Raw genomic sequence first — 19,490 nt, 5'->3', positions numbered from 1 at the left:
TGGTGCGAACGGCAAACCGTGCGAGGCTGAAACGAGGCAGGTCATGCCTTGGGTTGATCTTGGCGTGCGTGCGGTCTTTTGGCCTGCCTAGCACAAGAGGCAAGCGCGGGGAGGGTTATCAGGCCCAAGATTATAGGTGCAGCAACCAGGATCGGTGGCAGACCTCCGTTATTGATCAAGTCATAGCGCTGAAGCATGGCTGCTGGAACGGTCATCAGTACCGCCAGTATCAAGGGCTTTGCCGGGCTGTGCTGTTTTTTCATGGCACACCAGAACGCATAGAAGATAGCACCGTACTGGATGTGCTGAGCAATGACTGGCACGGAAAAGGATAGTCCCATCTGCAGGAGCGTCAGCGAGGTCTTAGCTATGACCAGCAGCATCACTACTGCAAATAATGCAGAGATAGTGATACAGAACGTGGCGAGTATTGGAAGATCGAAACGGCTGGATGGGGAGGGTTGCGCCGCGTGATGGCTGACGGAATAGGGGTCGATCATGGGTAAGACTTTGAAAAATTATGATTCATTGCGGAAGGGCGAATTGGCGATTCGCCCTTCAGGGTTGCTGCGTATTTAGCACTGCTTGCGTTACCGTTAATGCACCGGTGTGGCGTAATGCTCACCTACCCAACGCTCGAACTGCTGGCACATGGCCGCTTCGGACACGCTGCTGTCGGCCAGTATCTCGGCGCCATGCACGATGCGGATGTGGGCATCGAGATTGTCCGGGTAATCCTGTGGGTACTGACGTTCTGCGGCGGCGGCCATGCTGGCCTGGGCCTGGGTCCAGGCTTCCGCTACCGTCATATTGCAGTCATCCGCCAGGTAGCGTGCCGAGAAGCCCTCGCCGGTGAGGCTGAGCAGGGTGGCGTTGTGGTTGATGCTGTTGCCCGGCACCCAGTAGTGCTGGGTGAGCAGGGGGCCGATGGCGGGGTTGTCGGTCAGGTAGCCGTAGCGGTTCAGGAAATAGGCGCGTGTCTGGTAGACCGCCATATTGGCCAGCAGGTAGCCGTGATAGGCCGCGGCAGACTCCTGGTTGAGCAGATGGGGGATGGCCAGCAGCGGGCGAGGGCCTTCCACGCCCAGGATGCGCAGCTCTGTGCTGCGGGCCAGTGCCAGCACGGTCTCTGGGGTCAGGCTGGCGTCGTCTAGTTGGTATAGCGCCGATTCGAAGTACGAAACCACCGCGATACCGCGCTCGGCAAAGGCGCGGAAGGGTTGATTGCATTCGATGCGGGCATGGATCAAGGCATCCGGCATGGCTTCGCCTGCTGCATTGCGGGCATAGCGTTTGAGCCAGTCTGCGTCATCCAGCAGGCTGTCGCAGAACATGGACTGGGTTTCGGCATAGGCCATGGAGGTGGGGGCGAACTCCTGCGAGAAGCAGGGGGAGTTCTGTGCCACATTGGCAAAGTGCGCCGCGTGACCGCCTTCATGGAACAGGGTGTTGAGTGCGCGCCAGCCGCTGCCGACCTGGTCGGGCTTGGCCTCGGCGGTAAAGTTGATCTGACCGGCTACCCACTGCCCCTGCTCGTTGTAGTAGGTGGGGATGGGACCATGGCAAAAGCCATTCTGGTACTTGCCCTTGCGATCCAGCAGATCCAGCTGCAGGGTGGCGCCACGGTAACGTATGCCGAGCCGGCGGAAGCTCTCTACCCAGCGCAGCAGGCCACGGCCGAAAGGCAGGTAGGGGTCCATCTGCCTGACGACATCGCCACTCATGTGAAAGCGCAGGTTCCACGGGGCGAGTGCGGTTTCACCCTTGGCCGCCTTGAGCTCAAGCAGCGCACGCTGGTTGGCGGTATCGGTGCGGGCTACAAAGTCGTCCAGTATGTTGAACAGGGTCTCGCTGGACATCTGTTCGTTCTTGCGGACCTTGTAGTCGAAGTAGTTGCGGTGGCCCAGTGCCTGGGCAAAGCGATTGCGCAGCTTGACGATGTCGAGAAAGCCATTGGCCAATACCCATTCTTCCAGGCCACGGAAAGCGGCGAATGAGGACTGGCGGCGAGCTTCGACCGGGTTGAGCGACATATTGGTCGCCAGCGAGGACAGGGTGGCTTCTTCTTCTATGCCCTGTTCATTGATGTGCTTGAGCACCAACGCCTTGCGCCGGCTGAATAGGGTGGATTCGGCTTCGACCAATTGCTGCATCAGTTCTCGTGCCTGGTCGTTGTCGACGATATTGCTCTCGAACAGGGCAACCCAGCCTCGGAGTCCATGCAGCAGGGCGTCGCGCGCTGCGCTTGCCGGTGCCTGCTCGACGGCGGCAAGGTGCTGGCGGGTGGCGAGCAGCCTGGCAGGGTCGGAGATAAACGACTTGTAGGCCATTTCAGCCTGGGCGAAACCGGCGTGATCATCGCTGGTGGCCATATAGGTCGTCCAGAACAGGTCTTCCTTGGTCTTGTGGACGTTCAGGTAGTCGCGGTTCAACTGCTCGAAGAATAGGCGGGCGTTTTCCACTGCTGGGGTCTCGGTCTGGTGTAGAAGGGGGCTACCTTGTGGGTAGACAAGGATAGCCCCATTCCACCGCGTAGACACGCAGCGCGAACTCAATCGGCGTCTATCAGCAACCCGGCCGCACCCAGCCGCTGTTTGACTGTTGCAAAATCTTCCGCGTATTCCAAGTACATCATCCGTCCAAAGGCGCCGGTAAGCAGCAGATAGCGCTCGGTAATCGACTGGATGCGCTCGATGCGTATGAGTTTGTCGGCAAACTCGGTGGCTGCGGCATGCTCGACGATTTCTTGCTGCTGGCTATCGTAGCCATGTACCAGCATGGCAGCACGTACCTTGAGATGGATGAAGGTCATGAGGTTTGTTCGGTAGCAGGTTGCAGTTCGACGATGGCTTCAATCTCTACTGCTGCGCCGCGCGGCAGGCTGGCGACGCCGACGGTGGTCCGGGCGTGGCGGCCGGCCTCGCCGAACAGGGCGATCATCAGGGCCGAGGCGCTGTTGCCGACCTGGCTGTGCTGCGTGAAATCGGCCGTGGCAGCGACGAAGATCGTGAGTTTGACGATGCGGCTGACCCTGTCCAGCTGGCCCTGCAAAGCCTGATCCAGCTGTTGCAGCACATTGAGTGCGCTCAGTTCCGCAGCCTGCTGGCCCTCGGCCAGGTTGAACTGTTCGCCCAGGCGGCCCAGAAAGCGGGCATCGCCCCATTTAGGCAGTTGGCCGGAGACAAAGAGCAGGTTGCCGCTCTGTACGGCGGATACATAGTGCTCAGATGAGGGCTGGGTGGGCGGTGGGGGAGTCAGGCCCAGCGCGGCGAGGCGTTGTGCAAGATTGGGCATGGTGGCGCTCCTGTATGGATGACAGGCGCCATGCTAGGTGTGGCGTGATAGGCAGACAAACGCGTAGTTTTCGGCTTATGTATCTATCTGGCTCATGCGTTGCGTGGTCTGCTGTGCCTCTGCCAGCAGCCAGTCGCAGAACACCGTTAGCGCGGGTGATCGCTTGCCGTGGGTGAGCAGCCAGTAGGCAATCTCGCCGCGTGCCGCGATATCGGGCATCAAGGTCACCAACTGGCCGCGGGCCAGGATATCGGCCAGCATGGCAAGGCGGCCCATGGCGATGCCCTGGCTGTTGAGCGCTGCCTGCACCACGATGTTGTAGTCGGTCAGCATGTGCAGCGGGCCGTGTAGCTCGGTGCCGGCCATGCCGGCCCAACTGTCCCAATCTGACGGTGGACGGGTGCGAGAGGTCAGCCTGGGGCAGGACGCGAGGTCTGCCGGACGGAGTACGGTGGGCAGTGTGGTGCGGTAGGCAGGGCTGCAGACAGGCGTCAGTTGCTCCCACAGCAGCAATTGCGCTTCGCTGCCGGGCCAGTCTCCTTGGCCATAACGTATGGCCAGGTCTACGCCGCCTGGGCCTATATCGGCTTTGACCAGGGCGGGGTCGAGCACAATTTCTATATCGGGATGGGCTGCTTGAAATCGCGGCAGGCGCGGTATCAGCCAGTGGGCGGCGAAGGAGGGCAGCAGGCTGACGCGCAGCTGGCATCGCTGGGTTTCCCGCGCTGCCCGGGTTCCGGTGGCCAGCAGGTCCAGGGCCTGGCTGGCATGGGCCAGCAGCACTGTACCTGCCGGTGTCAGGGCGATGGCGCGGGTGCGGCGTATGAACAATGGTGTACCCAGCTCGTCCTCAAGCTGCCGGATATGGTGGCTGATGGCACTCTGGCTGACCGACAATTCAAGGGCAGCCCGGCTGAAGCTGAGGTGGCGGCCGGCGGACTCGAAGGCCCGTAGGCCATGCAAAGAGGGAAGGTGGCGCTTGGGCATGCCGCCATTGTGGCGGGAGAGGCCTGCGTGGGCAAAGCCTGGTGCAGGCAGGCCTGGGGTGCGCAGATGCCGGTGGGCTCTGGTGCGAGGCGGCCTTGGTGGATCATGGGCTGCAAGGGGGAGCGCCCATAAGCAGGCAGGCTGCGGTGTATCGGCGCTTGCGACATTTCAGTTCACGCTTTCTGCGCTCTGTCCTAAGCATCTGTATTTCACGCAGTCAGGGTCGGATAGTGCTGGCTATCTTGACCCCTGCGGGAGTGCATCATGACCTTGGAAGCATCCGTCACGGTACCTGTCGAGCAACACCTTGCCATGGGGCGGCGGGCGGACACGCTGTCGCGGCGCGTCCTGGATTGGTCTGTACGTGCCTGTTATGGCACCGTGCTACTGGGGCAGTTGCTGTTTGTGGCCTATCTGCTGCTGTTCTATGTGGGGCATGCCCTGCGGGGACAGTTCGAAGTCTGGAACAAGGTGGTGCCCCGGGGCTATGTGCCTGGCGATACGCTGGCGAATGTCATGATGGGTATGCATGTGATGCTGGCGGCCGTGGTGATTGCCGGTGGATTGCTGCAGCTGCTGCCCTGGCTGCGTCGCCGTTTGCCTGCCTTGCACCGTTGGAACGGCCGTGTCTATGTGGTGGCGGCGCTGGCGGTTGCGGGGGCCGGGCTCTATCTGATCTGGGTGCAGGGCAGGGCGGGTGAACTCGCCTTGCATCTGGGGATGACGCTCAATGCCTGCCTGATCCTGTTTTTTGCTGCCCAGGCCTGGCGCGAGGGGTGGCGGCGCAATATCGAGGCGCATCGGCGCTGGGCCTTGCGCTTGTTTGTCGTCGTGAGCGGGGTATGGTTCTTCAGGGTGGCGCTGATGTTCTGGGTGATGGCCAGTGGTGGTCCGGTCGGTTTCGACCCGGATACGGGCACCGGGCCGACACTCGATGTACTGGCTTTTGCCAACTATCTGCTGCCCTTGGCGGTGCTGGAGGCGGTTTTCTTCGCGCAGTCGCGCGCCGGGTCCGGGGGGCGCTGGGTGGTGGCCGGGCTGTTGGTGGTGATGAGTTTGGCCATGCTGGTGGGTATTGCCGTCGCAGCCATGGCCATGTGGCTACCCTGGATGCGCTGAATAGGTCAGCAGAGGCTGGCCTGGCGCTTGTGCAGGTGTGGAAAAGCAAAAAGCCCAGTCTTGCGACTGGGCTTTTGCATTGTTGGCGGAGTGGACGGGACTCGAACCCGCGACCCCCGGCGTGACAGGCCGGTATTCTAACCAACTGAACTACCACTCCTATGTCTCAAGCCTTGCGGCTATCAACACTGACTTGGTGGGCGATACTGGGATCGAACCAGTGACCCCTGCCGTGTGAAGGCAGTGCTCTACCCCTGAGCTAACCGCCCGAAATCTGCTGTTTCCGATTTCGGAAAGGCGCGCATTGAATCACGCCTGATCAAACCGCGTCAAGTCTTTCGCTGTTTGACCGGGTTACTGCGAAACTGCCTGGCAATAACCCTTGAATACGTTGGCGGAGTGGACGGGACTCGAACCCGCGACCCCCGGCGTGACAGGCCGGTATTCTAACCAACTGAACTACCACTCCTAAACTGCTACAGCTGTTCTGCTGCTGTCTCGTTGCGGGCTGTGCCGTGCAGCGAGGGGGCGGATTAAAGCATGGCGATTCGGGATGTGTCAACACTCCTGCAACAAGATGATGCTGCGATGGCGGCTGGCCGGGCTTGCTGATATAAATGCCGGCTCCCGCACGCTGTATATAGTGCGCAACCTGTTTCAGAACCGTTTCCAGCCTGCCCGGATGATTGTCTCTCTACCCGCTACGCCTTGGTTCTACCGCTGTATCAATGCGGCCCTGCTGCTGGTCGTGGCCTGGCTATTGGCTGGCCTGATCTGGCTGGTGCTTTCGCCCCGCCCTTTGCCGCCAGTGGCAGCGCCTGCCACAGTTGTTGCGCAGGCGCCCACGCTTGATACATCGGCCTTGAATGGCCTGTTTGCCGGCCCCAGCAACAATATGGGCGATATTCAGCCTTCCACCCTCAATATGAAGTTGCGCGGTGTGATTGCGAATGCCGATCCGGCGGCTGCCGTGTTTGAGCGCCCTGGCATGCCGGCGCTGGCGGTACGGCTGGGTGATGAGCTGGAAGGCGGCATACGCTTGAAGGAAGTGTTCTCTGACCATGTGGTGCTGGACAACCGTGGCCGGCTGGAGCGCATGGATCTGGACGCCAAACCGGCTGCCAGTGGGGTGTTGCCTGCCGATGCACCCCCGCCACAGATGGATGGCAACCTGATTACCGAAGCGCCGCCCATGCGTGCGCTGCCGCCCAATGGTGAAATCCGTGGTGGCGATGAGCGCATCCTGAGCCGTCAGGCATTGATGTCTGGCATGCAGAGCCTGAATGTAGCCGACTGGGCCCGTGGCCTGGGCGACGCCCCTAATGGCAATGGTATTGCTGTGGAAGATGCTGCAGCACAGCCCCTGGCCGGCCCGTTGGGCCTGCAGAGCGGCGATGTAATACAGGCGGTGAATGGCGCACCGCTCAATCGTACTGGCGACATCTCGGCGCTTTATGGCGCTTTCAGTCGCGCTCCCAATATCACCGTCGACATCCTGCGCAATGGCACCCATATGAGCCTGCGCTTCCGTATCGAGAGCCTCCCCTCCTCATGAAGAAAATCAAGACAGTTGCCCTCGCCCTAATGCTGGCTACGCAAGTCATGGCGGCCGATGACAGGGTGATGCTCAATTTCGTGAATTCGGATATCGAATCGACCGTGAAGGCTGTTGGCCTGATCACGGGCAAGAACTTCGTGCTGGACCCACGGGTGAAGGGCACCGTGAATATCGTTTCCTCCAGCCCGGTGCGGCAGAAGGAAGTCTACGAGATCCTGCTCTCGGCCCTGCGCTTGCAAGGCTTTGCCGTGGTTGAGACCCCTGGTGCGGTGCGTATCGTGCCAGAGGCCGATGCCAAGCAGAACTATGGCATCACCATCAACCAGAAGATGAATGTGAGCGGTGACCGCATCATCACCCAGATCTACCCGCTCAAGCATGAATCGGCTGCCCAGTTGGTGCCCATACTGCGGCCCTTGGTGACGCCTAATAATTCGATTGCCGCCTATACCGCGTCCAATGTGCTGGTGATTACCGACTACGCCGATAACATCAAGCGCCTGAACCAGATTATCGCCAATATCGACCAGCCTGCCGGTAACGACCTGATCACGCTGCAGCTCAAGTACGCTTCGGCGCTGGATGTGGCGCAGATGATAGGCCGCCTGATGCCGGAGACCAGCGTGGCGGGTGTGGCTGCGGTGGCGATACCCGGTGCGCAGCTCGAAGGCGTGAAGAAAACCACGGTGGTGGCGGACACCCGCGCCAATGCCCTGATCGTGCGTGGCGATAATCCGGCGCACCTGGCGCAGATCAAGCGCATCGTCGATGGCCTGGATGTGCAGAGCGCCGCTGGCGGCAATATCCATGTGGTGTACCTGAAGAACGCCAATGCCACCAAGCTGGCAGCGACGCTCAAGGCCATCATGACTGGTGGCGATGTGCCGCAGCAAGCACCCAGCGGTTTTACCAGTGTTGCCAGTGGCGGTTCGGCCACCGGTGTGCCCAGTGCGGCGCCTCAGGCCAGCGTGGGCGGCGGGGCGGCCAGTGGCGGTGGGCAGGTTTCGCCGGGCGTGGCCATCCAGGCTGACCCCACCACCAATGCGCTGATCGTGACGGCGCCTGACAATGTCTTCAATAACATCCGTGCGGTGATCGACAAGCTCGATGCGCGCCGTGCGCAGGTCTATGTCGAGGCCATGATTGCCGAAGTCTCGGTGACCAAGGCGGGCGAATTCGGTGTGCAATGGCTGGTCGGTGGCGGCGGCAGCAAGGTCAATGCCATAGGCCTGGGCAATCTGGGTACTGACAAGGCGTCGAACACCTTGGGTGCCATCGCTACCGCCGTTGGCAGCAAGAGCTACGCCAATCTGCCGCTGGGATTGTCGCTGGGCCTGGTCAATGGCAGCCTGGATGGCAGCGGCAAGACGCCGACCCTGGGCATGATCGCCACGGCGATCGAGGCCAATGGCGACGGTAATGTGCTGTCCATGCCTAATCTGCTGACGCTGGATAACGAAGAAGCCAAGATACTGGTGGGTCAGAACATCCCCATCATTACCGGTACCCAGTCCTCCACCGGCGCCAACCAAAACCCCTTCACCACGGTGGAGCGCAAGGATGTGGGTATACAGCTGAAGATACGGCCGCAGGTTTCCGAGGGCGGGGCCATCACCCTGGAAGTCTCGCAGGAGGTCTCCAGCATCGACGATGGCATTTCGACTTCCGGCACCGGTTTTGTCACCAAGAAGCGCACCATAGACTCCAAGGTGCTGGTGGATGACGGCCAGGTGATCGTGCTGGGTGGGCTGATCGAGAACAACCTGAAGCAGAAGAACAACAAGGTGCCGCTGCTGGGAGATATCCCGCTGCTGGGCAGTTTGTTCCGCTATGAGGGACGTGAAAGCAAGCGGACCAATCTGATGGTGTTCCTGCGCCCCGTCATTTTGCGCGACGGCAAGAGTGCTGCTGCGCTCAGCAATGACCGCTACCAGATGCTGCAAGAGGCGCAGGGTGCCTACCAGCAGGATAGCCGCCTGATGCTGCCCGACCTGCCTACGGTATCCCTGCCGGTGCTGGATGTACGGCAGCCCAAGCCAACCGCCGCTGAGCCTGCCCAGCCATGAACTACCGCCGCCTGGCCAACTATGGCTTTGCCCGTAACCGTGGTGTGGTAGACATTGCCGAGCATGAAGGCACGGTCGAGGTATTGATGCGCGAAGGCGCAGATACCAGCGGCTTGATGGAATTGCGACGCCTGCTGGGCCGCGCCGTGAAAGTGGACATGCTGGACAGCAGCGCATTCGATGCCAAGCTGGCCCAGTTGTTTTCGCGCCAGGACAGCCACTCTGCGGATGTGGCCGAGGATGTCGCTGCCGATCTGGACCTGAGCCGCCTGGCGCAGGATCTCCCGGCTATCGAAGACCTGCTGGAAACCGAAGACGACGCCCCTATCATTCGTCTGATCAATGCCTTGCTGACCGAGGCCCTGCGCGAAGGGGCGTCCGATATCCATATCGAGCCGTTCGAGACCCGTTCGGTGGTGCGCTTCCGTATCGATGGCAAGCTCAAGGATGTGATCGAACCCAAGCGCCAGCTGCATGCCGCCATCGTCTCGCGCATCAAGGTGATGGCCAATCTCGATATATCCGAGAAACGCCTGCCCCAGGATGGCCGCATTACCCTAAGGATTGCAGGTCGGCCGGTAGATGTGCGGGTATCGACCCTGCCGACCGGCCACGGCGAGCGGGCGGTGCTGCGTTTGCTGGATAAATCGGCTGGCCGGCTGGACCTGGAAAAGCTGGGCATGGCCGGGCGTACGCTGGATATCATGCACAAGCTGATTGCCGAACCACACGGCATCGTGCTGGTGACTGGCCCTACCGGTTCGGGCAAGACCACCACGTTGTATGCCGCCCTGGCGGCGATGGATGCGTCGTCCACCAATATCATGACGGTGGAAGACCCGATCGAGTATGACCTGGACGGTGTAGGCCAGACCCAGGTGAATGCTCGTATCGAGATGAGTTTCTCCCGCGCCCTGCGTGCCATTCTGCGGCAGGACCCGGACGTGATCATGATAGGCGAAATCCGCGACCTGGAAACCGCGCAGATCGCTGTACAGGCCTCGCTGACCGGCCACCTGGTGCTGGCCACTATCCACACCAACGACGCACCCGGTGCAGTGACCCGTATGGTGGATATGGGTATCGAACCCTTCCTGCTGGCTTCGTCGTTGATCGGTGTACTGGCACAGCGTTTGTACCGACAACTGTGCCCATCTTGTAAACAGCCCTACACGCCTGATGACGCCGAGATGGCTGTGCTGGGTATCACCACACCGCAAGCGCTATACCACGCTGTGGGTTGCGAGCATTGCAACTACCTGGGCTACAAAGGCCGGGCAGGGGTGTACGAGCTGTTGACGGTGGACGACGAGATACGCCACCTGATACATGATGGCGCCAGCGAAGCCCGCATACGTGAGCACGCCAGCACCCTGGGTATGAGCAGCCTGCGGCTGGACGGGATTACCCATGTGCTGGCTGGCAAGACCACGCTGGAGGAAGTGCTGCGGGTGACGCGCGAGGGCTAAGCCTCAACCTCAAGCAAACGCCGCCTGTAGATCCTGCCAGATGGCACTGATCCGTATGCCTTCGTTGATCACCACCTGCCCAGCGCCTGCCGTATCCACCGGCACTGCGGCATGGTGCAGGGCAACCAGTTGCCACTCGTCATTGAAAACCGGCGCGCCTGATGAGCCTGGTGCGGTATCGGTGGTGTAGTGCAACCATTGGTCGAACACATCGACCACCGCGTTTTCCCGAATACTGATGGTCTGCGGCCGGCCGCCGGCGTGCTGCACGATATTGACGTGTTCGCCGACCAGTGCCTTGCCACTGGTGGCAAGCAGGGGCAGGTAGCCATAGTCGGCCGTGGTGCGGGTACCACTTTCGCCCTCAACACCTACCAGGGTGAAATCCAGGGCCTCGCTGGTATAGAAGAAAAAGTCAGGCCGTAGCCTGAAGGACTGCCATGCGGTGCTGGCGGCTTGCGGTGTGCCCTCAAAGAATCCCAGTTCTAGCGCGGCATTGCTGGCGACGGCACTGGAATCCAGTACATGGTTGTTGGTCATCACCAGATGGCTGCCTACCAGGGCACCGGTTCCATATCGGTCGCCGCTGCCGGGTATGCTGGCCACGATGCGGCCAACGGCACGGGCGGCGGCTTCGCCTTGCGCAAGAAATCGGCGAGGCAGCATATCGTCTGCGCCTATGATGGCTTCGAACAGCTTTCTGCTGGCATTGTTATCTACACCCAGAGCGGGTGCCAGATCGTAGCGCTCCAGCAGGCGGGCACGCTCCAGTTGGCGTGGAATGGATTCGATGAGCCGAGGGTCAGGTTCCCCCCCTGCCAGCAATTCGCTCAGGCCCCATAGGCGGCTCTGGCGCACCTGTTTTCTGGCCATGCAGCGCATCGTGGCACCCAATGCTGCGGTTTCGTAGTCCATGATCTGATACCTCGTTCGCTCTGTGCGCTGGCGGTGGATGGGCAACTGACGGTAGGGTGACTGCCGGGTGGCAAGGGGTGGGCATCAATCCACCTCGGCCGGCGCGGCCAGTGTGGCGGAGATGGAACCCGCGCTCGAGTAGGTGGCATGCCAGGCGGCTTTTCGGATCAGCAGCCAATCGCCTGGTTTGAGCAGCACGAAGATAAAGTCGTCCGGCACGGTGAGCCTAGTGCCGTCATAGTCCACCCAGTTACGGGCCGGGTCGGCGACGCAGTTGCGGTGTGGGTTTGAGATGGCGGGTGATTTGGACACCATCCACAATTTGCGGCCTACCAACTGGACGATAACGACGGTACGCGTGTCAAAGTGGGTGGGCGACCCGGTGCCGGGCTGTGAGACATAGGCGTTGACGCGATCCACCGTGAAGGCCGGCAGTCCGGCTGGTTTTAGCAAGTTAGCCAGTGCCGGGACGACGGATTCAAGGTTCATATAGCAACGGGTGCCGGTTAGCCCCAGCCCAGCGTTGCCATCGGGCAGCAAGAGCTCCTGATGCTCGCCATGCTGCGATGAGAGCAGGATCTTGCAGGGGCTGGCACTCAGGCCCTGGTACATGGCCTCGTCCACCTGCGGGCTCAGTACCTTGGGGTCGGTGCCGGTAAGGGCGCCCAGCGAGACACAGGCGTTCAGCTCGGTATCGGCGGCGGAGTCCACGTCACGACCCATCCACGCCGATGGGGTTTTCGACTCTGGGCCGGGCATGCAGAGCAATATCCGGCTCCAGCTGGCCTACACCGGTAACCGACAGCACGGGCTCCTTGGCGGGGTTCAGGCCCAGCATCTCCTCGAATATCTCATCCCTGAGGGCTGCCGTGGTGAAAGCACCCAGGCCGAGCCAGGTTGCCGTCAGGAAGGCCGATTGGCCGGTATAGCCCACCTCATACATGACGGCGCGCGCTACCCGGGAATAATCGTACTTCCAGGCAGTCCTGGGGAGGAAGGCGGTGCAAAGGAAGATCACGCTGGCCTCCGCCACCCAAGCCTGATCGCCGCAGGCCTTGATGATCCAGCTGGCTGGGTTGTCCTGCGATAGTACTTCCAGGCCGTGCCGCCGTACCGAGTAGTGATAGCAGCCTGGCGGAACGCCCTCCACGTTCAGAACGATGGGGTAGACCTCGATGGGATGCAACGAGCCTCCGCTGGGGGAAGTCTTGCGGACGAACACATCACCTAGCGGGTTGGGTTCAAAGTCAGTCATGCCCCAGCTGTAGTACAGCAGGGTAGCCAGTTCGGCTTCTGAAATGGGTGCGGATGCATATCGCCTTGCCGTCCGCCGTTTGAGCATGACGCTGGTAAAGGAAGGCGAACCCTCGGGCTCATCCTTGCGGGGTGCGGGTAGCGGCCGGAATGGAGCATCCACCCGCTCATAAAAGGCAGATGGCTGGCGGTAAAGTACGGCCTTCTGTGCCAATGCCTCATAGAACTCGCTAGGGACCGCATAAATGGTGTCCCGCCGCGTCCGGGTTTCGTTGATGTAGCGCATTGCTGCTTTCCAGCCACCGCCGGGCTCGGACAGGCGGGCGGCGCTCCAGTCCACCCTTTGTGTCATCAGTACGCCGATATCCAGCAGCCCATTCATGATGTCTAGCAAAGCGGACATGCGCGCTGCCTCATCCTCCAGGCCGAAGTCGAATTGCTGGAGATCCTGCAGATGGGTCCAGTTGATCAATTGATTCAATACGGGCTCGGCTTGCTTGGTGTAGCGCCTGTATGCACCGGTCCTGGCGTTGCTTACCACGATATGGTCACCGTCCATGGCGACGGCGAATTCATCTGAGAAGCGCAAGTCTGTGGGCTCGGCCTGCCATACCGCAGGGCTGGCCGGCATTTCTGGTGAGTCTGCTTGTTCTGGCATCTGGGCCTCCAGCGTATAAGCCTGTCATGTGCTTGTGAGTGGCAGGTGTTTGCCGGCAGGGCTAAGTGATACAGGCCATGCCAGCGGATTACGCACTGCCAACAAAACGGTGCAGTAACCGAAAGGGGGGCGGGGAGCGACGGTCATATTTCGAATGAGTGTCGCTCCCCAAGCCCTGCCGGGATGGAAGGCACCTAGCCGGTCAAGCTGGCTAGGCTATCCTTATTGCACCTTGCGATAGACACCAAAAACCTGCTCCCGTAGTGCTGCCATGTCGTTGCCCAGCGCCTGGACCAGCAACTTGCCCTGTTCGGTCAGCTGTTCTTCTGATGCCAGCATGGGCAGCGCCAGCATGCAGCCCAGCAGTATCAACATCGAACGCTGATGGCATTCCTGTGCGCTAGCAGGGTCCTCCAGCCCCCGCCGCCAGTAATACTTTGCCAGCAAGGCATAGATGTAGAAGGCGTGCAGAAAACCGAACAGGTCGCGTTGGGAGCCTGACCAGGGCAGAACATAGCTGGCATCCAGCGGCGTATCCGGCTTGGTCAGCGGCGTGAGTTCGGCAAGGCGATACAGCACCTGATGGCCTGTCTCGTGCACCACGGACTCTTCGATATCCAGCACCGACTCGTCCATGTTGCCGAGATACACCACGCCTGAGTAGCGTGCAGCCGAACAACTGCGGAACGATGCATCGGGGAAGTAGCCGATGATCTTGACCAGGTCCAGCACCTGCTCCTTGAGTTCTGGCCAGGCACGTCCAATCTGCTCAAGTGCAATGCCCAGCAAGTCTGCCTGCATGCCCAGCGGGTGCCCGGCAGCCAGTTCGTCTTGGCCGTTTTGGGAGAAGTCATAGGTGGGCGGGGTCGCTGCCTTGATGTAGGGGTCGATATCGTATTGCTGCACGCGGATACTGCTGCCGCGTACATATCGCTCTCCTTGCCCGCTCAGCTGCTGCTGTACCCGCAGTAGCAAGCCGGGGAGGTTCTCGCAATGCTGCAGTACCTCCTGTTCCCGGCCATTTGCCGCAGCCCGGTGCAGGAAGCGCAGCCAGGTGGCAAATACCGGATCATCAAAGATGCTGGCAGCAAAGTCGGTGTCCTCCTGCAGTTTTTCCATCAATTCGCGATCAACTGTCGGTAGCCCTGCCGAACGGCAGATACGTTCACACTCGCCCAAGGTTTCCAGGCTCAAGGCGATGCGCTGCTTGAAGTGTTCTTCCCGCATCGCGGCGAACGCTGCCCGATTCGCATCGGGCTGAAAGGTGGATTGCCAAACCGGCATGTTTTCTGTGCTCATGGCGAAACCCTCACGATGAGAATCGGGTGTTGGCGAAGTCTGCTACTGCGGCTTGTCCAGGATCGCCGCCAGGTTTCTGAGGCTGTCCATGCCGCCTTGCTGTTGTTGCTGGTCAAGTATTGCTGCAAGGTCCTGTAGCTTGCGCATACCGCCTTGCTGCTGTTGCTGATCGAGGATGGCGGCCAGGTCCTGCAACTTGCCCAGGCCTTTCTGCTGTTGCTGCTGATCGAGCAGGGCGGCGAGATCCTGCAGCTTGCGAGAGCCTTGCTGCTGTTGCTGATCGAGGATGGCGGCCAGGTCTTGCAACTTGCCCAGGCCTTTCTGTTGTTGCTGCTGATCGAGCAGAGCGGCGAGATCCTGCAGCTTGCGGGAGCCTTGCTGCTGTTGTTGATCGAGGATGGCAGCCAGGTCTTGCAGCTTGCGGGAGCCTTGTTGCTGTTGTTGATCGAGGATGGCAGCCAGGTCCTGCAACTTGCCCAGGCCTTTCTGCTGTTGCTGCTGGTCTAGCAGGGCAGCGAGATCCTGCAGCTTGCGGGAGCCTTGCTGCTGTTGTTGATCGAGGATGGCGGCTAGGTCCTGCAACTTGCCCAGGCCTTTCTGCTGTTGCTGTTGATCGAGCAGGGCGGCGAGATCCTGCAGCTTGCGGGAGCCTTGCTGCTGCTGTTGATCGAGAATGGCGGCCAGGTCCTCCAGTTTCCGTGCACCCTGCTGTTGTTGCTGGTCGAGTATCGCCGCGAGGTCTTGCAGCTTGCGCATGCCACCTTGTTGCTGCTGCTGATCCAAGATGGCGGCGAGATCCTGCAACTTACGCATGCCGCCTTGCTGCTGTTGCTGATCCAGAATCGCGGCCAGATCCTGTAGCTTGCGTGAACCTTGTTGCTGCTGCTGGTCGAGTATGGCGGCGAGGTCCTGCAGCTTGCGCATGCCCCCCTGCTGCTGTTGCTGATCCAGGATGGCGGCCAGGTCTTGCAGCTTGCGAGAGCCCTGCTGTTGCTGTTGATCGAGTATGGCTGCGAGATCCTTTAGCCGCCCCAGGCCTTTTTGCTGCTGCTGTTGATCAAGCAGTGCGGCGAGGTCTTGCAGTTTGCGCGACCCCTGCTGCTGTTGCTGATCAAGGACGGCTGCCAGGTCTTCCAGATTGCGCAGGCTGCCTTGTTGTTGTTGCTGATCGAGAATTGCAGCGAGATCCTGTAGCTTGCGCGAACCTTGTTGCTGCTGCTGGTCGAGTATGGCGGCGAGATCCTGCAACTTGCGCATGCCACCCTGCTGCTGTTGCTGATCGAGAATCGCAGCCAGGTCCTGTAGCTTGCGCGAACCTTGTTGTTGCTGTTGGTCGAGTATGGCGGCGAGGTCCTGCAGCTTGCGCATTCCACCTTGCTGCTGTTGCTGATCGAGAATCGCAGCCAAGTCCTGTAGCTTGCGCGAACCTTGTTGCTGCTGTTGGTCGAGTATGGCGGCGAGGTCCTGCAGTTTGCGCATGCCACCCTGTTGCTGCTGCTGATCCAGGATAGCGGCTATGTCTTGTAGTTTACGTATGCCGCCGGGCTGAGATGAGGCGGTCAATGCCTCAAGAACTTCGAGCAATTTCTGCATTTCATCCTCCTAAGGATGGTTCGGAGATAAAAGCAGTCCCTTGGGCCGCGCCGGTGCTATTGCGGTCCATGCTGCTTTGCTGTTGTGCCCGTAAACAGTTGCCCCTGATGTCGCCTTGTAATCACGATAGGGTGTCGACACGGCGGTGTCGCCCACGCGCGCTCGGCGATGCTGATCAGCTTGCCATCAGGTAGTTGCGTGAGGACCGATAGGTTGTCCTCTGACTAAGGGAGTCCGATGGACTCGGTGGGGGCGCGCGGTGAATGCAAAACACGTTCAGTATATGGACGGCTTAGCGATACCTGGACCAGCACCCATGTGATGGTGCCCGTCCTTGTTGCGCATCCTCCTGGTGCCACAGTCTTATGGGCGGTTACGGCTGGGCGCATCTGGGGATAGCGAAGCACGCGGGTCTGCTTCGTGTCCTTTATGCTTGATCAGTGCCGAACCAGCGGGTCTTTGCTGTGGATGCTTCAGACTAACAACCTCTGATCACCGACGCATCATCCAAACTGGTGAAGGGGTGGCTGTTTTCTGATCTGTGGTTAATACACCGGCCTATAAGTAGCTGATAAAGCCTTGATTTCGCCTTGGTGTGTACCGATGGGTGAGTTTATTAAATCCATATACTATTGAAAATAAAGTGATTTTCAGATTTTGTGCAAATCGTGATTTCAGCGGGCGGTACTATTTACTCCCGCAGTTGTCGCAAGATACCCGCCGCAATGGCGTCCAGCGGCAGCACCTCATCCACGGCACCTGTGCGTACCGCCTCCTTGGGCATGCCAAACACCACGCAACTGTCTTCATCCTGCGCCAAGTTGTAGGCACCCGCCTGCTTCATGGCCAGCATGCCCTGGGCACCGTCGGCCCCCATGCCGGTGAGGATGACACCCACGGTACGCTTGGCGCTCAGTTGGGCGATGGAATGGAACAGCACATCGACCGCCGGCCTATGTCGGTTGACCCGCTCGGTGGCCAGCAGTCTGCAGCAGAGATGGCCGGCTTCACGTTCCAGGGCAAGGTGGTAATCACCGGGTGCGATATAGACGTGGCCGGGGCGTAGGCGCTCGCCATGTTCTGCTTCCTTGATGGTAAGGGCGCAGATGCCGTTGAGGCGGTTGGCGAATGGCTGGGTAAAGGCGGGCGGCATATGCTGCACCACGACGATGGGTGGCATCTCGGCCGGCAAGCCCAGGAGCACGGTCTGCAAGGCTTGGGTACCGCCGGTAGAGGCGCCGATGGCGATCAGCCGGGTGTGCATGATATTGCTGCTGACGCCCGCGATGACAGGCAAGGGCTTGGCCACCGACGGGCTTGCGGCCCTGGGCTGGCGCAAGCTCAGGCGTGCGCCAGCTGCCATGCGGAGCTTCTCGATAATTTCTTCGCCAGCTTCGCGCAGGCCTCGCTGCAGATCGCGCGGTTTTGCCACGCAATCGACCGCGCCCAGTTCCATGGCACGCAAAGCGGTGTCGGAGCCGGCGCCGGTCAGGGTGGAGATCATGATGACCGGTGTGGGCTTGAGCCGCATCAGTTTGTCGAGGAAATCTAGCCCGTTCATCCTGGGCATCTCGATATCGAGCGTGATGGCATCGGGTGAGAGCGTGCGGATCAGCTCGCGCGCGGCCAGTGGGTCGGGTGCCGCGCCGACGACCTCCATATCGGGCTCGGCATTGATGATGCTGGTCAGCAGCTTGCGCATGAGCGGTGAGTCGTCCACTACAACCACGCGTAATGTCTTTTTCATCGCTGCTTCTCCGCTGCATCAGGCACAAACAGCTCCACCGAGCCTTCGATATTGTCGCGTTGCAGGTGGGCGCGGTAATCGAGCTCGCGCTGCAGAATGGTGTCGTTGTGCAGTACGGTAATGCGTTTGACCCGAACCTTGCCGCTATCGCTGAAGAAATAGACTTTGCGTGGATGGAGCCCCAGCAGGTCTTCAGCCACGACGGGAATGCCTTCATCGTGCAGGTAGTGCTGGATGAACGCGGCATTGCGCTTGCCTATGTTGACGGCCCCCATGCCGTGCAGTACATCGCCGCCACCAAATACCTTGGCTTCGACATAGCGCCGTTCTGCACCGAGTTTGAGCATGTCATTCAACAAGGCCTCCATAGCGTAAGCACCATAACGGGTGGGCAGGCCTATCATTGGGTGGGCCGTATCGCCACGGCCGTCGGGCAGCATGAAGTGGTTGAGACCGGCAATGCCATTGATGCGGTCACGCAGGCAGACGGCAATGCAGGAGCCCAGCACCGTGACCAGCAAGGTCCCCCGGCCGGTGGCGTAGTACTCGCCCGGCAATATCTTGGCGGCCTCGCGTTCAAAGTGCTTGTCATAGTAGCGATTGGGCGCCGGTTTTTCGGGGCGGCGTTCATTCATGACCGCGAACCTTTGCTCCGGTAGGCAGTTTTTCCCACGGTCTCCAGCATCAGTCCGCTGCCCTGTGGGTTCTCCGAGTGACCCAGAAATAGCACGCCCTGAGGCTTGAGTTGGCTGACCAGCCGGGTGGTCAGGGTGTATTGGTCTTCTCGCTTGAAATAGATCAGTACATTGCGGCAGAAGATGAAATCAAAGTGCCCGGCGACAGGCCAACGGGCGTCCAGCAGGTTGCAAGGCATAAAGCTGACCATGCGCTTGAGTTCCGGGCAGACCCTGGCATAGCCGTGCCGTTTGCCGGTGCCGCGCTGGAAAAACTGCCGTCTCCGCTCCAGTGGCATCTTGGTGACCCGCTCCAGCGAATAGATGCCTTGTTCGGCATGGGCCAGCGCCCGGATGTCGATGTCGCTGGCGACGATTTCCACCGGGGTATCGAATCGGCCATAGACCTCGGCTACCGTCATGGCGATGGTGTAGGGTTCTTCACCGGTAGAGGCTGCGGCGCACCATATACGGCTGGGTTCACGCCCACGTCCATGTAGGAGCTCACTCAACATCTCGAAATGATGGGGTTCTCGGTAGAACGCAGTCAGATGAGTGGTGAGTGCGCTGGTGAAGTCTTCCCATTCGGGGTGGGAGGCGTTCTTGCGCAGCAGGGTGAGGTAGGCCGTGATGCTGGGCAGGCCCAGTGCACGTACGCGCTTGGACAGCCGGTTGTAGACCATGTGCTGCTTGCACTCGGCCAGTGCCACACCCGCGCGCTCGCGTATCATTTCGCGGGCCAGCTGGAAGTCGGTGCCGGTATAGGCAAAGTCGCGGGGTGCATGGACCATACGCGGCGAGCCGTGGCTGTTACCCATCACAGCTGTTTCCCCCGGCACCGTACTGTCCTGGTGTGC

17 protein-coding genes and 3 tRNA genes are annotated in these 19,490 nt (G+C 60.5%); 4 read left to right on the top strand and 16 right to left on the bottom strand.

The genetic code is table 11. The annotated features are described in order from the left end of the window. Nucleotides 1-41: 41 nt before the first annotated feature. The 5 genes from V7714_RS06235 to V7714_RS06215 all read right to left on the bottom strand — a co-directional run bounded on the left by V7714_RS06235 (nt 42) and on the right by V7714_RS06215 (nt 4,281). A complete protein-coding gene (locus V7714_RS06235; RefSeq protein WP_335708952.1) occupies nt 42-500 on the bottom strand; it encodes a hypothetical protein in 459 nt (152 codons plus the stop codon). Between the two features lie 96 nt (nt 501-596). Next, nucleotides 597-2,462, bottom strand: coding sequence for a M3 family metallopeptidase (locus tag V7714_RS06230; RefSeq protein WP_335708951.1), 1,866 nt, complete (start codon nt 2,460-2,462; stop codon nt 597-599). Nucleotides 2,463-2,551: 89 nt separating this feature from the next. Beyond that, on the bottom strand, nt 2,552-2,812 hold the full coding sequence (locus V7714_RS06225) for a hypothetical protein (protein ID WP_335708950.1): 261 nt from the start codon (nt 2,810-2,812) through the stop codon (nt 2,552-2,554). Beyond that, on the bottom strand, nt 2,809-3,294 hold the full coding sequence (locus V7714_RS06220; protein ID WP_335708949.1) for a RidA family protein: 486 nt from the start codon (nt 3,292-3,294) through the stop codon (nt 2,809-2,811). The genes V7714_RS06225 and V7714_RS06220 overlap by 4 nt, the downstream gene beginning before the upstream one ends. A gap of 75 nt (nt 3,295-3,369) precedes the next feature. After that, a complete protein-coding gene (locus tag V7714_RS06215) occupies nt 3,370-4,281 on the bottom strand; it encodes a LysR substrate-binding domain-containing protein (protein ID WP_335708948.1) in 912 nt (303 codons plus the stop codon). 264 nt (nt 4,282-4,545) lie between these two features. On the opposite strand from V7714_RS06215, the gene V7714_RS06210 reads away from it, so the two are divergent. Beyond that, nucleotides 4,546-5,400: a DUF2306 domain-containing protein gene (locus tag V7714_RS06210; RefSeq protein ID WP_335708947.1), complete on the top strand. Its 855-nt coding sequence runs from the start codon at nt 4,546-4,548 to the stop codon at nt 5,398-5,400. An 83-nt stretch (nt 5,401-5,483) separates the two neighbouring features. Here V7714_RS06210 and V7714_RS06205 read toward each other — a convergent pair. The 3 genes from V7714_RS06205 to V7714_RS06195 all read right to left on the bottom strand — a co-directional run bounded on the left by V7714_RS06205 (nt 5,484) and on the right by V7714_RS06195 (nt 5,869). Next, nucleotides 5,484-5,560, bottom strand: a tRNA-Asp gene (locus tag V7714_RS06205). A gap of 34 nt (nt 5,561-5,594) precedes the next feature. After that, nucleotides 5,595-5,669: transfer RNA gene (locus V7714_RS06200), tRNA-Val, on the bottom strand. Nucleotides 5,670-5,792: 123 nt separating this feature from the next. Next, nucleotides 5,793-5,869, bottom strand: a tRNA-Asp gene (locus tag V7714_RS06195). Between the two features lie 174 nt (nt 5,870-6,043). Here V7714_RS06195 and V7714_RS06190 point away from each other — a divergent pair. The 3 genes from V7714_RS06190 to gspE are packed head-to-tail and all read left to right on the top strand — an operon-like array spanning nt 6,044 to nt 10,493. Continuing rightward, entirely contained in the window at nt 6,044-6,955 is a 912-nt protein-coding gene (locus tag V7714_RS06190) for a type II secretion system protein N (protein ID WP_335708946.1), read from the top strand. After that, on the top strand, nt 6,952-9,024 hold the full coding sequence (gspD, locus tag V7714_RS06185; RefSeq protein ID WP_335708945.1) for a type II secretion system secretin GspD: 2,073 nt from the start codon (nt 6,952-6,954) through the stop codon (nt 9,022-9,024). The genes V7714_RS06190 and gspD overlap by 4 nt, the downstream gene beginning before the upstream one ends. Then, on the top strand, nt 9,021-10,493 hold the full coding sequence (gene gspE, locus V7714_RS06180) for a type II secretion system ATPase GspE (protein WP_335708944.1): 1,473 nt from the start codon (nt 9,021-9,023) through the stop codon (nt 10,491-10,493). The genes gspD and gspE overlap by 4 nt, the downstream gene beginning before the upstream one ends. Nucleotides 10,494-10,502: 9 nt before the next feature. Here the strand turns inward: gspE and V7714_RS06175 are convergent, their stop codons facing one another. From V7714_RS06175 to V7714_RS06140, 8 genes are all read right to left on the bottom strand, one after another. After that, nucleotides 10,503-11,408, bottom strand: a complete 906-nt coding sequence (locus V7714_RS06175) for a trypsin-like serine peptidase (protein ID WP_335708943.1) — start codon at nt 11,406-11,408, stop codon at nt 10,503-10,505. A gap of 84 nt (nt 11,409-11,492) precedes the next feature. Then, entirely contained in the window at nt 11,493-12,119 is a 627-nt protein-coding gene (locus tag V7714_RS06170; protein WP_335708942.1) for a JmjC domain-containing protein, read from the bottom strand. A 1-nt stretch (nt 12,120) separates the two neighbouring features. Then, nucleotides 12,121-13,320, bottom strand: coding sequence for a SagB family peptide dehydrogenase (locus tag V7714_RS06165; RefSeq protein WP_335708941.1), 1,200 nt, complete (start codon nt 13,318-13,320; stop codon nt 12,121-12,123). 222 nt (nt 13,321-13,542) lie between these two features. Continuing rightward, complete coding sequence (locus V7714_RS06160; protein WP_335708940.1) at nt 13,543-14,619, bottom strand: aKG-HExxH-type peptide beta-hydroxylase; 1,077 nt, start codon at nt 14,617-14,619, stop codon at nt 13,543-13,545. 42 nt (nt 14,620-14,661) lie between these two features. Continuing rightward, nucleotides 14,662-16,212: a hypothetical protein gene (locus V7714_RS06155; RefSeq protein ID WP_335708939.1), complete on the bottom strand. Its 1,551-nt coding sequence runs from the start codon at nt 16,210-16,212 to the stop codon at nt 14,662-14,664. 691 nt (nt 16,213-16,903) lie between these two features. Beyond that, a complete protein-coding gene (locus tag V7714_RS06150; protein WP_335708938.1) occupies nt 16,904-17,959 on the bottom strand; it encodes a protein-glutamate methylesterase/protein-glutamine glutaminase in 1,056 nt (351 codons plus the stop codon). Beyond that, the gene (gene cheD / locus V7714_RS06145) at nt 17,956-18,594 is read right to left on the bottom strand and encodes a chemoreceptor glutamine deamidase CheD (protein ID WP_335708937.1); all 639 of its coding nucleotides are present in this window, start codon (nt 18,592-18,594) and stop codon (nt 17,956-17,958) included. The genes V7714_RS06150 and cheD overlap by 4 nt, the downstream gene beginning before the upstream one ends. Beyond that, nucleotides 18,591-19,451 carry a CheR family methyltransferase gene (locus tag V7714_RS06140; RefSeq protein WP_335708936.1) on the bottom strand — a complete coding sequence of 287 codons (861 nt, stop codon included), beginning with the start codon at nt 19,449-19,451 and terminating at the stop codon, nt 18,591-18,593. Before V7714_RS06140 ends, cheD begins: the two co-directional genes overlap by 4 nt. Between the last annotated feature and the right edge of the window lie 39 nt (nt 19,452-19,490).

Source organism: Chitinimonas sp. JJ19 (assembly GCF_036961565.1).
Classification (GTDB): Bacteria; Pseudomonadota; Gammaproteobacteria; order Burkholderiales; family Chitinimonadaceae; genus Chitinimonas.
Note: the sequence above shows the minus strand (reverse complement) of the source record. Positions and strands in the feature narration are given on the sequence as shown.